At 32.0% G+C, this 13,414-nt stretch carries 15 protein-coding genes; 11 read left to right on the forward strand and 4 right to left on the reverse strand.

From position 1 onward, the window contains the following. Positions 1 to 81: 81 nt before the first annotated feature. The 11 genes from ACIQ2J_RS04180 (at position 82) to ACIQ2J_RS04230 (ending at position 11,379) form a co-directional block, all read left to right on the forward strand. Complete coding sequence (locus ACIQ2J_RS04180; RefSeq protein ID WP_396167068.1) at positions 82 to 336, forward strand: helix-turn-helix domain-containing protein; 255 nt, start codon at positions 82 to 84, stop codon at positions 334 to 336. Between the two features lie 283 nt (positions 337 to 619). Next, on the forward strand, positions 620 to 1,450 hold the full coding sequence (locus ACIQ2J_RS04185; RefSeq protein WP_396167071.1) for a transcriptional regulator: 831 nt from the start codon (positions 620 to 622) through the stop codon (positions 1,448 to 1,450). Beyond that, positions 1,434 to 2,087: an ATPase gene (locus ACIQ2J_RS04190; protein WP_396167074.1), complete on the forward strand. Its 654-nt coding sequence runs from the start codon at positions 1,434 to 1,436 to the stop codon at positions 2,085 to 2,087. Before ACIQ2J_RS04185 ends, ACIQ2J_RS04190 begins: the two co-directional genes overlap by 17 nt. Positions 2,088 to 2,513: 426 nt before the next feature. Next, on the forward strand, positions 2,514 to 3,335 hold the full coding sequence (locus ACIQ2J_RS04195) for a transcriptional regulator (RefSeq protein WP_396167076.1): 822 nt from the start codon (positions 2,514 to 2,516) through the stop codon (positions 3,333 to 3,335). Beyond that, a complete protein-coding gene (locus ACIQ2J_RS04200; RefSeq protein WP_396167078.1) occupies positions 3,332 to 4,165 on the forward strand; it encodes a nucleotidyl transferase AbiEii/AbiGii toxin family protein in 834 nt (277 codons plus the stop codon). Before ACIQ2J_RS04195 ends, ACIQ2J_RS04200 begins: the two co-directional genes overlap by 4 nt. Positions 4,166 to 4,224: 59 nt before the next feature. After that, positions 4,225 to 6,957: a class I SAM-dependent DNA methyltransferase gene (locus ACIQ2J_RS04205; protein WP_396167081.1), complete on the forward strand. Its 2,733-nt coding sequence runs from the start codon at positions 4,225 to 4,227 to the stop codon at positions 6,955 to 6,957. A 58-nt stretch (positions 6,958 to 7,015) separates the two neighbouring features. Beyond that, the gene (locus tag ACIQ2J_RS04210) at positions 7,016 to 7,732 is read left to right on the forward strand and encodes a hypothetical protein (RefSeq protein ID WP_396167083.1); all 717 of its coding nucleotides are present in this window, start codon (positions 7,016 to 7,018) and stop codon (positions 7,730 to 7,732) included. Positions 7,733 to 8,104: 372 nt separating this feature from the next. Next, a complete protein-coding gene (locus ACIQ2J_RS04215) occupies positions 8,105 to 8,602 on the forward strand; it encodes a hypothetical protein (RefSeq protein WP_396167085.1) in 498 nt (165 codons plus the stop codon). A gap of 64 nt (positions 8,603 to 8,666) precedes the next feature. Next, on the forward strand, positions 8,667 to 9,014 hold the full coding sequence (locus tag ACIQ2J_RS04220; protein WP_396167088.1) for a multiprotein-bridging factor 1 family protein: 348 nt from the start codon (positions 8,667 to 8,669) through the stop codon (positions 9,012 to 9,014). A 2-nt stretch (positions 9,015 to 9,016) separates the two neighbouring features. Further along, positions 9,017 to 9,436, forward strand: a complete 420-nt coding sequence (locus ACIQ2J_RS04225; protein WP_396167090.1) for a hypothetical protein — start codon at positions 9,017 to 9,019, stop codon at positions 9,434 to 9,436. 1,520 nt (positions 9,437 to 10,956) lie between these two features. After that, positions 10,957 to 11,379, forward strand: a complete 423-nt coding sequence (locus ACIQ2J_RS04230; RefSeq protein ID WP_396167092.1) for a DUF6943 family protein — start codon at positions 10,957 to 10,959, stop codon at positions 11,377 to 11,379. Positions 11,380 to 11,468: 89 nt separating this feature from the next. On the opposite strand, the gene ACIQ2J_RS04235 is transcribed toward ACIQ2J_RS04230, so the two are convergent. Genes ACIQ2J_RS04235 through ACIQ2J_RS04250 form a run of 4 tightly spaced genes read right to left on the reverse strand, consistent with a single transcriptional unit; the run spans position 11,469 to position 13,051 of the window. After that, positions 11,469 to 11,645 (reverse strand): hypothetical protein, encoded by a 177-nt coding sequence (locus ACIQ2J_RS04235; RefSeq protein WP_396167094.1) that lies wholly within the window; start codon positions 11,643 to 11,645, stop codon positions 11,469 to 11,471. Then, the gene (locus ACIQ2J_RS04240; RefSeq protein ID WP_396167096.1) at positions 11,635 to 11,886 is read right to left on the reverse strand and encodes a hypothetical protein; all 252 of its coding nucleotides are present in this window, start codon (positions 11,884 to 11,886) and stop codon (positions 11,635 to 11,637) included. Before ACIQ2J_RS04240 ends, ACIQ2J_RS04235 begins: the two co-directional genes overlap by 11 nt. Before the next feature lie 11 nt (positions 11,887 to 11,897). After that, entirely contained in the window at positions 11,898 to 12,293 is a 396-nt protein-coding gene (locus tag ACIQ2J_RS04245; protein ID WP_396167098.1) for a DUF5675 family protein, read from the reverse strand. After that, positions 12,293 to 13,051: a hypothetical protein gene (locus ACIQ2J_RS04250; RefSeq protein WP_396167100.1), complete on the reverse strand. Its 759-nt coding sequence runs from the start codon at positions 13,049 to 13,051 to the stop codon at positions 12,293 to 12,295. Before ACIQ2J_RS04250 ends, ACIQ2J_RS04245 begins: the two co-directional genes overlap by 1 nt. Between the last annotated feature and the right edge of the window lie 363 nt (positions 13,052 to 13,414).

Here is a 13,414-nt window from a genome sequence, read left to right on the forward strand (position 1 = left end):
CGTTCACAACGCGACCTCCGTTGTGAAAGAAAATAAATCAAGCACTCTAATTTTGGACCATAACAAACTAAAACATAAGTTATGGCTGTACAAATTATTACCATCGAAGACTTAAACGAATTCAGAAGTCAGCTTTTGAACGATTTAAAAGAAATCATTAAATCCAAACCGCAACAAACAAAACAGTGGCTCAAATCCAATGAAGTCCGCAAACTCCTTAATATCTCCCCAGGAACACTCCAAAATCTCCGAGTAAACGGCACCCTCACCTACACCAAAATTGGAGGCATAATGTATTACAACCATGCCGACATTGAAAAGTTATTAAAGGGTTAAAGCCGTCCTAGGTATTTGGTAGCGAGTGTCAATCAATTGAAAAATCCGACCCGAGCGAAGCGAACTGGCGCAGCAAAAAAGAAAAGCTGTTTGAGACCAAAGGTCGAGTTCTTTTTTTTTAGGATTTGAGATTGTAATTGACCACTGAAAATACCAAGACTTGAAATCGAAGATTCACGAAATCCAAAATTTAAATAACAATTTGAGTACTTTTTTGTTTCTTTTTTTATCAAGATAAAAAATAAAAGAAGAAAACTAATCACTTTCACTAATCACTAAAAAAATGAACTACATAAAACACCTAACTGGATTTTTTGAAAAAGTTTCAATAGATTTTGAATTAAATCCAACACATATTAGTCTATACATGGCGGTTTTCCAATTATGGAATCAAAATCGATTTCAAAACCCAATTGGTATTTCACGAGATGAATTAATGCGTATCAGTAAGATTTCTTCAACAGCAACTTTCCATAAGTGCATCAAAGAACTTTCCATAAAAGGATATGTCATTTACAGTCCCTCTTACAATCCATTCAAAGGCTCAACACTCGAAGTGATCAACTTGGATTACTATACTAAACCAGTCCAAAAAAAGGAAATCCGAAAGTTAAAAAGCTTATCAAAAAACGAACAAGTTATTGAACAAGTTATTAAACAGGATAATGAACAAGCTTTAAACAAGTATCAAACAAGCTCTAAACATGTACCTTATATAAACAATACAAACAATTTAAACATTGTAAACGAGCACAATCAAAAAAATGAAGTTGATAATCAAAAAAATCTTGAAATTGAAACGTTTTTAGATGCTGAAAAAAATGCCAAAAAAAAGTTGCGCGAAAAAAAAGGTACAGAACAAATTCCTCCAGATTGGGAACTGGTTATGGCTTTTTTTAAAGACAAACAAATTCCGTTGGTCGAAGCCGAAAAATTCTACAATCATTTTCAAAGCAATGGTTGGCTAGTTGGCGGAAAATCAAAAATGAAAGACTGGAAAGCTGCAGCAAGAAATTGGATTCTAAACTCTAACAAATTTCAGGGAACGACGGCAACACCTCAACCAAACCATTTGCACACACCTAATTTTAAAAACTATGCAGAACCATTGTAAAATAATTACGGACACTTATGAAATTAAAGACAAACAAAAAATATACGATTTCAACAAATGCCTTAACTTCATTGAGTACCATGGAAAACTGCTTTACGGACAAGCTTTCAAAATCTGTGAGGAAGATAAACACACCATCTACAAATTAATTATTTATATGATAAAAGATAAAGAAACAGCTCTTAAACAGCAAATAAACTTATCTAAAGGTATTTTGTTGTCGGGTCCAATTGGTTGTGGTAAAACCTCTTTAATGCATCTTATCAAGCCTTTTTCTGCATCCGATTACAAAATCAAAACGTGCAGAGAGATTTCCTTTGAGTTTGCCAAAAATGGTTATGAAGCAATAAACAACTTCACACTAAAGCAAAACTTCCAATCTAAACTTACTGGCTATTGTTTTGATGATTTAGGAACCGAACAACAAATCAAACATTTTGGTAACGATTGCAACGTAATGGCTGAAATACTCATTAGTCGCTATGAGCAGTTTGTCGAGAATAAATCAGTAACCCACATTACTACAAATCTTTCAGCTACTGAAATTGAAAAAGTGTATGGAAATAGACTCCGTTCTCGAATGAGAAGCATGTTTAACCTCATCACTTTTAGTCCAAGCAGCTCGGATAAGAGGTGAAATAATAACTAATTTTTTGTTTTTACGTGTATGTTTTAAAATAGTAGTATTATGGATTACCTTTCACCGCAAGATAAACCCCATTTTTTAGCGTTTATCTTTAAACGATTAGTAATGGCAAAAGTAACTTTATTTCATAAAAAAAAATACACATCATGAATATTGAATTTCTTGATTTACCCTAGCAACCAATAGTCTTTTAAGTTTAATAGAACTTCCCGAGTATATTGATTATTTTTATTAAATTAACTCAAGGCAGAAAACGAGAGTGATATAATTGAGAAAATAAATTAATTATGTTTTATATCCATATAATGAGTTCAAAACTCACATTTCACATATAATACATAAATTATTATTCTAATACATACAATATAATATTATATTTTGTATCATTGCAATGAGTTTAAAACTCACATTGAAACTATGAAGCATAAAAATACTTCAACACAATCAAATGAATTACTTTCTTATTTACACAATAAGAACAAAACTTGTTTTGCATACAAAGAAGCTTTAAAAATATTTCCAACAGCAAAAGAGAATACAGTTAGTAAATTATTGAGTGATATGACCAAAAGAGGTCTTATTATGCGTATAAAAGAAGGGATTTATTACATCATTCCATTTGAAGAAAATGCCGAAATTTTTATGCCCGATTGGCACTTAATTGCAAAATATTTAGTGAAAGATGCAAAACATTATATTGGCTATTATTCCGCATTACAAATTCACAACCTCATCACACAGCCATCGCTAAAAGAACAAATTGTGGTGAACAAACAAATGAGACCTTCTGAAATTAAAATCAAAAATATAACCTTCCAGTTCATATACCACAATGAAAACCATTTCTTCGGAGAAAAGAAAATATGGATTGATGATTTCAATAAAGTAAGCTGCTCTGATATAGAAAAAACAATAATAGATTGCCTTTTCAAACCAGATTACGCAGGAGGAATTGTAGAGGTAGCAAGAGCCATATACAGTACAAAAGAGAAATTAGATTATAAGAAGCTTTTAGAATACACCATAAAATTCGATTCTCAGGCTGTGGTAAAAAGATTAGGATATCTTTTAGAACTCTTTGAAATTGAAACAGTAATAATCGAAGAACTTCAAAAACTAAAAACAGCTTCCTATGTAGTTCTAGATACCGAACTACCAAAGACAGGAAAAAGAAACAGCCGTTGGAGTATTCAACAAAATTTAGATACTGAAACCATTAAATCAGCTATGTTCACATGATCAAGCCAGGCGAAATACAAAAGAAAGCAAACCAAGTCGGAGTTCGCGACCAGCAAATCGAAAAAGACTACATACTATCTTGGATCCTTTGGGGAATTGCAAATCACGAACAACTAGCAAAAATACTCGTTTTCAAAGGCGGAACCGTATTAAAGAAAGTCTATTTTGAAGACTATCGTTTTTCAGAAGATTTAGATTTTACATTGCTTGACAATGAAATTTCTAATGAACAAATTTTTGATTGGTTCAACGAAATATTTAATCTAATCAAAGAGGAAGCAAACATACCACTAAAAAAAATTGATGATGATGAAGCTGATGAAGACAAAGCAAAAGAGGATAAAGAAGATGGTCTAAACTTTTACATTGGCTATGTAGGTCCTTTAGGTGGTTTTGGAAACAACAAAAAAGTAAAGATTGACATATCAAAAAGTGAAAAATTAGAGTTTGAACCAATAGTAAAAAATGCTATTGTGGATTATTCAGATTTAGAGGATTACAAACTACTATGCTATCCATTGGAAGAACTTTTAGTAGAAAAACTTCGATGTACTATGCAACGAATGCAGCCAAGAGATTACTATGATATTTGGTATTTAGTAGAAGTCGAAAAAATGGATGTTGATTTTTATACGAATGAATTCCGGAATAAATGCATTAGCAAAGAACAAAATCCAGAAGACTTTCACAAAAAACTAGAACAAAAACTACCACAATACAAAGCAAGATGGCAAAAATCGATGAATGATCAAATCAAAGATTTACCTGATTTTGACCAAGTAGAAAGAGAAGTGAGTAGAAAGATAAAAAACTTTATGTCAGATAAATAAAATATAACCCAGAAGCTTTTTACTATTGGTATAAGGCTTTACAATTAAACAAACATTAAATGGCATTAAGCTGGAACGAAATAAAAGACAGAGCAGTAAAATTTACAAAAGAATGGAAAGACACTACTAATGAAGAAGCGGATGCTAAACCATTTTTAGATGCTTTTTTTGATGTCTTTGGGATCACTCGTAAAAAGATTGGAACCTTTGAACACCGAGTAAAGAAACTTTCGGATGCCGATGGGTATATCGATTTACTTTGGAAAGGAACTATTTTGGTGGAAATGAAAAGTCGTGGTAAAAACCTAGACAAAGCCTTTCAACAAGCGATTGATTATACTCATGGACTAAAACAAAACGAACTCCCAAAATACGTTTTGGTTTGCGATTTCCATATTTTCAGATTGTACGATACTGAAGAACAAACCACTTTAGAATTTACAATTGATGAATTAATTCAAAACGTGCAAAGTTTTGGTTATTTATTAGGCTACCAAAAAAAGACCTATAAGGAACAAGATCCAGCCAATATCAAAGCTGCTGAATTAATGGGAAAACTCCATGACCGATTAGAAGAAATTGGTTATGAAGGACATCCTTTAGAAGTGTATTTGGTTCGCATTTTATTCTGTTTGTTTGCAGAAGATACGACCATTTTTGAAAAACAACAGTTTCAAGATTACATAGAAAACAGAACCGCTGAAGACGGAAGTGATTTAGCTTCAAAAGTTCAAGAATTGTTCCAGGTATTAAATACGGCAAAAGACAAACGATTCAAGAATTTAGACGAGCAGTTAAATGATTTTCCGTATGTAAATGGAAAATTGTTTGAAGAAATTTTACCCATGGCAAGTTTTGATAGTAAAATGCGACAAGCCTTGTTGGATTGTTGTTACATCGATTGGAGTAAAATTTCACCGGCTATTTTTGGTTCCATGTTTCAAAGTGTCATGAATCCTAAAGAACGTCGAAATCTTGGAGCACATTACACCAGTGAAAGCAATATCTTAAAATTAATAAAGCCTCTATTTTTAGATGAACTGTGGGCTGATTTTGAAAGTATTAAAGGCAATAAAAACAAATTACCTGAATTCCATAAAAAAATTAGTCAACTCAAATTCTTAGACCCTGCTTGTGGTTGTGGGAACTTTTTAGTGATTACCTATCGCGAATTACGTTTGTTAGAATTAGAAGTGTTACGAGCTACCTACAAATCAGGGCAAGGAGTTTTAGATGTTAGCGATATCATTTGGCTCGATGTTGACATGATGTGCGGCATTGAATACGAAGAATTCCCAGCGCGTATTGCCGAAGTAGCCATGTGGTTAATTGACCACCAAATGAACATGCAAATTAGCAATGAATTTGGACAATACTTTGCACGTTTGCCGTTGAAAAAATCGGCTAAAATTGTTCATGGTGATGCTTTAGAAGTCAATTGGGAAGAAGTAGTGACTATAAATGAACTTTCTTTCATAATTGGAAATCCACCATTCATAGGTTCAAAAATTATGAACCAATTCCAAAGAGATCAAATTGTAAAAGAATTTGATAATATTCAAGGAAGTGGAATTTTAGATTATGTAACCGGTTGGTATTTAAAAGCAGCAAAGTACATTCAAAATACCAAAATTAAAGCAGCCTTTGTTTCTACAAATTCTATTGTTCAAGGAGAGCAGACCAGTATTTTGTGGGGACAAATGATAAATAAATATGGCGTTAAAATACATTTTGCGCATCGTACTTTCAAATGGAGCAATGAAGCTAAAGGTAATGCAGCTGTGTATTGTGTTATTGTTGGTTTTGCAAATTATGATTCTAATAATAAGCGTATTTATGAATATGAAGATATTAAAGGGGAAGCACATGAAATAAAAGCCAAAAATATCAATCCATATTTAGTTGACGCTAAAGACATACTAATAGAAAAAAAATCTAATCCAATATGTAATGTTCCAAAAATGAGTTTTGGTAATATGCCTTTAGATGGTGGTAACTTAATTTTATCAGATGAAGAAAAAAAGGAATTTTTATCAATTGAACCACTATCTGAAAAATATATTTTACCCCTAATTTCAGCATTTGAATTTCTGAACGGAAAAAAAAGATGGTGTATTTGGCTTGTTGATATTGAACCTAATGTGTTAAGGCAATTGTCAGAGGTGATTAAAAGAGTTGAATTGGTTAAACAATTTCGATTAAATAGTGTTGCACCATCAACCCAGAAATTTTCACTCACACCAACTTTATTCAGAGATAGAAATAGACCTGAAACATTTATTGTGGTGCCAAGAGTTTCATCAGAAAACAGACCGTATATACCTTTTGGCTTTTTTGATAAAAATTCGATTGTAAGTGATACTTGTATGTCAATCCCATTGGGTAACCAATATCATTTTGGGGTACTTATGTCAAAAATGCACATGGCATGGGTAAAAACAACTTGCGGTAGATTGAAAAGTGATTTCAGATACTCAAAAGATATTGTTTACAATAACTATCCTTGGCCAGAAAATCCTTCTGAAAAGCAAATAATAACCATTGAAGAAAAGGCACAACATGTTTTAGAGGTTAGAGTTTCTTTCCCTACTAGTTCATTAGCAGATTTATACAATCCCTTAACCATGCCACCAGCATTAGTAAAAGCGCACAACGAATTAGACAAAGCCGTGGATGCGGCCTACAGCAAACAAGCCTTCACCAGCGAAGCGAAACGCATGGAATTTTTATTTGAGTTGTATGAAAAATATACAGCCGGGTTGTTTGTTAAGGAGAAGAAAGGGAAGAAATAGTTACGAGCAATATAAATATTAGGCAAAAGATAACTTCAATTCTGTAAAATTAGATAAGTTGAAAAGTAAAAAAGGGAATTGCCATTTATGCGGAGAGTTCAAAGAGCTTACATTTGAGCATATTCCACCGAAAGCAGCTTTCAATGATACTCCAATACTAATACAAAAGCACGAACATTTGTTTGATGAAAAAAGTTATGTTTATGGCAAATCAATAAGAAGTAATAATGGCTCTGGTTCCTATTGTTTTTGTAAAAGTTGTAACAATAATACAGGAACTTGGTATGCTAGAGATTTCTCTGAATTTGTAGGTCAAGCATACAATCATTTTAATAATGTTGAAAAGATAAACAGAGCTAATCTTATCGAATTTGATTTTAAACCTTTGAATGTTTTGAAACAAATTCTAACTATGTTTTTAGCTATTGACCATTCAGATTTTCTCAAAAATGATAAAGAATTAGTAAACTTCATTTTAGAGAAGGACAACAATTCATTACCTGATAAGTATCAAGTATATTTATATAATACCATTTCAAAACATAAAAGATTATACGGAATACAATGGAATAATTTTAATGGTACAATGAATACTCATTCTGAAATAACATTTAATCCTTTTGGATATTTTCTAACAGTTGATTCTCCTCCACCTATTGAAACAATGACCAATATAACCGATTTTAAAAAGTTCCAATTTAATGAGCAAAAGAAATATATAATTCCATTATTCTATTTAAAAACGGACAATATGTTCTTGGGACAGTATGAATAATTATCATCAAATATTTTAAAATAGTACTAAAATAAGAATGTTTTACATTTCAATTGCCACTCCTTTGCCAACGCTCCAAAAAGAAAGTGTATGTAACTTTCATTTAGTCGCAATTATATCCAATATTTGAAACAAAAAACAAGAATAAAATACTGTAAAATATTGATTTTCATTCCATTAGATAAAATGATAAAAATATAGGTTTGCGTTTTTTTTATTTCATATTTTATGGATATTGACAAGAAGATTAAGAAAATTAAAAAGACGCATTTGATATAAATACTATATCAAAAAGTAATAAATTTGTTAATTATTACAAAATTTCACTTATAAGTGAAATATTTATTTACCTTTGTACTCCTTTATAGAGTGATGAATTGCGAAATAGTAAAATTAGAAGAGTTTAGTGGTAATCAAACCTCAGTATATTCTATTTATATTGAGGAAGAGGAAATGACTTTATATGACAGATTTGTTATTGAGAATAAAGAACAATTTTTGGCTGAAATAAATGACATTAACAACCGATTAATAAGCATTGGCAAAATTGGTGCTAGAGAAAATTTCTTTAAACTTAAAGAAGGGAACCCCAGTGATGGTGTTTGTGCATTATATGATAATCCAAATTCTAATTTAAGACTGTATTGCATAAGATATGGTACAAGTATTGTATTAATTGGCGGAGGCGGATATAAACCAAAAACAATAAGCGCTTTACAAGAAGATAAAAAACTAAAAGAAGAAAATTATTTTCTTCGAGAATTATCAAAAGAAATTAAACAAAGAATGTTAGATAAAGAATTAAAATTCACAACTGATTATTTAGATTTTGAAGGAGATATTAACTTTAATTTTAACGATGATGAATAACAAACCAAGAACATACAAAAGCCCAATCCTAAAAGAACTTATTGAAAATATTTCTGAAGAAGAATTGGAGAAAACAGAAAGCAAAATGCGTCTTGCTGTAAAAATTGCTGACGCAATTAAAGTTAAAGGCTATGCAAAAAATGAATTTGCAAAAAAAATTAATAAAAACAATTCAGAAATAAGCAAATGGTTAAGTGGAACTCATAATTTTACTCACGACACACTAATTTTATTACAAAAAGAATTAGATGTTAATTTAGTGAATTCAGAAATAAACGAAAAGATTGAAATTAAAAATATCCAATTTGTTGTTAAAACAGCCAGTTTATCAAAAAACAATTTTAATTTTTATGGGTTATTTAATTTCAAAAAACCTGATTATGTAAGCACATATTCACTTTCTACAAATTAGTTATGGAAAAAGAACAAAACATTAGCTTTAGATTAAAAAACATAGAGTTGTTACAATCAAGTCTAGCATCAATTGACTATGTAATTACTAATGAGACAATATTCAAATTCAATATTAACATAGAGCATTTAGTTAATATCAATGAAAATTATATTGCTGTAAAGCCCAATGTAGAAATATTTACGGAAGAGAATGATTTTGTTTTGGGTAAACTATCCTCCAGCCTAATTTTTGAATTTGAAAATTTGAATAGTTATGTTGTTGTTAACGAAGTTAAATTACCATCAGACATCATTATTGCGATGAACTCAATTTCAATTTCAACAATTCGTGGCATTATGTTTTCTACATTTAAAGGAACTTATTTACACAACGCCTTTTTACCCGTAATAGATCCTAAGTCATTTAATGTTGACAAATAGTTTTTAAATTATTATATCTAAAGATTGTACCAGTAATGCTTCACATAAAAACAGCTTACCGGTCTTTTTTTTTAAAATAAAGTATTAAAAAGTCATTATCTCATTCATCTGCACAAAATCCTCGTTTAGTCCAAGTATTCCTAAACTCAAATCTTTGTTTGCTTCATTTCGCTAATTTCATTTCTAATAGCGTTAATATCTTTTTTCGTTCGGTGGTAAAAAGGATGTTTTACATTTCAGTTGCCACTCTTTTGCCAACGCTCCAAAAAATTACTGGCACAGTTTTTAGAAAAAACACGTACGCTTCGCAACTTGCGCCAATAATTTTTTTCCCAAAGCTTCTTTACATAATGTGGCATTATAGTGCATAAAGAAACACCCTGCTTCTAATGAAAATCAAGGATGCACTATAATAACATTATGTAAAAAAGCCGCCACACCCACCGCACTTGCCAGTGGCTCCAGGACAACTTTTTTCATCGCTTCCTCGCACCAGCCGGCAATAAAAAAAACCGTCCTTCGCCACTGTCTTCAACAACGTTCGCTATTTCATAGGAAACTTTACGGTCATACTTACTTTCAAGAACGTTTACGGTAACTGTTTTTAGCAACTAACTGGTTAAATCGGTAGTGTTTTCATTGCTTTTGTAAGTGCCTTTTTATTTTCATAACAACTTTTTTCTGGGCAATAACTCCTTCCGTATGAACACCAATTAGGCACCAACAAAACCAAAAGAGCCAGCAAGAGTATCATTTTTTATTTGCCACAACGCAATGAAATCATTGCTTTCACAATAGCCGATGCCATAACGTTACAAAACATAATTTTTCTGATATTGAAACACTAAATCCTAAACAATATTCGTGGCATCAGCTATTAATAAAAGCAATCAGAAACATCCCAATTAGCAAATAAAAAAATGATACCCTTGCTCTGAGCTTCTGCCAACGCACTAGGAAAGTTTTTTCATTGTTTTTTGAAGATGCTTTCTTTTTACATAACAACATTCCGACTGAATACTAAAATCCGATTTCAGAAGACTATTTAAGCATCCTCAAAAATCAAATAGTAGAAGGAAGAGTATCAATTTTTCAGATGGATACATCACATTTTCTTTTTCATCAAAATCAATCATCCATCTACAAAAATTGATACACTTCCAAAGACGAACATCTTCCAAATCAACTCCCAATCCTTAAAACAAATTCCGATTATACGATGATGTTTAGTAAATGAAATCAAAATAAAAAATAAAAAAAAAGAGAGCAAAGATAAGTTCCAGGTTTACAAAAAAGCAAGTTCAAGCCCTACGGGTTTTTGAAAAAATCTCCACCCATTCGGGTAGTATTTTTTCAAAAAAACTTGCTTTTTTGAAACCCTCCACTTGAACGAACGGCTTTCTTTTTTTCTTTTTTTTCTTTTGAAAAATTTATAGGTCGAGCTTTGCGAGGCACTATAGCATTTCAGTAGAAAACCTTTAGGAAATTGAAAATCTAACCCCTTTTTAAAGCCAAATGTTATGCTGAATTTTATCATCAAAACCAACCGAGTAGGAACGATTTACACAAAACCCCATTTGTTTGTACTTAACAAGGGAATGAATAGCGGAAAGCCCCAAAAAGAGCCATTTACGAACAGTTTTGTTATCATTTTTCAAAACGAGGATGATTGCGAAAGCTTATTTTTCATTGCGTATAGTTTATGGAAAACAAAATTCTGGCATCAATTTCTTTGTGGTTCCGTAATTCCATTTTTACGTCTTTCAGACTTCAAAAAAGAGTTTTTCCCAAAAGCAAAAATTATGATGGAAGAGCACGAGCAACATGTTAAGCATATTGCAGCACTAAAGCTTCTAGAACAAAAGGAAAAGCAGTTTCACGAGAATATCAATCTCATAAACGATATGCGAAGAGTAATTTTATACCGCTATTGTAATAAATGAAAAAAAGCCTGGTCTACGACTAGGCTTCTTAGTTAATCCAGTAAAGGTTACCACACGAAAACTGGATTTATGTTGTACTTTTTTCAGTACTATTTATTTTTCGATTTTGTCAAGCATTTTAACAAGAGAGAAACTGTAAAACTAACAGAAGCTCCCAATGCAGCTAAGATAATTGTTTTTACAACATCTTCAGAAAGAATATTGGGTAAAATACTCAATACGGTTCCTGATGCAGTGCCAGCTTTTAAAGAAATATTAGTTTCCATCACGTGCTTTGTTGAGGTTTTCAATTTCTTTCTTTGCTTTATCATCAACTGTTATTTGGCTAATTGCCGAAATTACACCACCTGCAACGGCTACATATCCTGCTACAGTAACTACTGCTGCAGGTAATACAACAGGAGCAGCTAATATGGAACCACTAATACCTAATAATGCCAATCCAATACTTCTCAATATCTTAAAAAACTTCGGAGTTGGAGCTTTTGATCTTTCAACTATATTCATAAAACACCTATTTAAGATTTTACAATCAATTCAATACTTTCTTTGTTGTCTAAAGCTTTATAAACCATCGATTTTAAACTTATAAAAGCTTTTCGGGACATCAACCCTAATCCTGGTCCAGAAAGTTTTGTTACTGGAGCAATACAACCGTTCAATTCTAAAAGAGCATTATTGGCTGGATGAAACAGAATCAAACTTCTATTTTTCACATCCAAAACCTCCAAATGCCATTGAAATTTTTGACTGTATCGTTTTTTAATAAAATATTTCCCTTCCGGAATACAAGAAACTCTTGTTTCGTTTTCTCTCCATGGTAACTCAATAGTATTACAAATGGATTTTCCTTTACATTCGAGTTTTCCGTTAGTTCCGTTAGGGAAATAAGTTCTGGTCAATTCAAGAACCATTAAACTCCGCTATCTACTTTTACAACCGATAACGGGTTGAAAGCGCCATTTTTAAGCGGGTACATTTGTCCATTAACTTCTTGGAAAAACTCGATTCCTAAAGCCAAAAACAATGGTTTTGTACTTGCAGCTGTAACCGCATTGGTATGAGTTATCGCCACCGTCGGTGCCGAATTCCATGGTAAAATTGCAGTTTCTGAATGCGTTTCTACAAATGTTTCCGCTTCAAAATCTACTTCAGCACCAGCTGAGGTAATTTTAAAATGCGTTGTTCCACCTGGTGCAGCAATCATATTCGCAGGAACAAATGGAGCCAAATCAACTGTGATTTCTCCAGCAGCTCTGTCAATTGTTCCAACATAAGGTGCAAACAAACTAGTTCCTAATTTACCACGGATGTTAAATTCAAAACCAATAAGCAATTCTGCTTCTCCATCAATTACGTTTCGCAAACCACGTTCGCTCACCATATCCGCTTGGATAACTTTCACCATTTGTTGCGTTAGTCTACTAACCATTTTGCTGTCAGCAGAATTCATCAATAACGCTCTCAAAGCGAGTCTCAAAACCTTTCCGGCTTTTCCAGCTCTTCCAAATTCGGAACCATTCTCACGTGTTCTTTGAAACGCAGGATCATTCTTGATTCTGCTTGCATCAACGCCACCTTTTTCACGAGCCAAGTGTCCATCTTGGGTTTTGTAAAAAGTAATATCTCCGATAGTACCTTTTAGTTTAATTATGCCTTTCTGTCTAGCCATAACATTAAAATTTAGATTATAAAATCAGTTAAAATTCCCCTCAATCATCTTCCTGTTGCAACATTATTCAATTGATTTGGACACAATATTACACTTAAACTAATTATTTAAAACATCGGACTATTCTAAATGTCCTACAGTGGTATAAATGGCAATTATAAACACAAATGTCCTATTAATAAGAGTTAAACCAGTTGTAAATTGCAGCTTAAAAACAAGGTAAAAAAATTACTAATTTTATATCCTGGTATTTAGAGTGTGAGAAGTATTCAAAAGCCACTCAAAGCCTAGTCAAAAGTATGGATAGTGTATGAAAACAGAATTAAAGAGAGTATGTATCTACCCGAAGGACATACAACGCAT

Source organism: Flavobacterium sp., assembly GCF_044357305.1.
Classification (GTDB): Bacteria; Bacteroidota; Bacteroidia; order Flavobacteriales; family Flavobacteriaceae; genus Flavobacterium.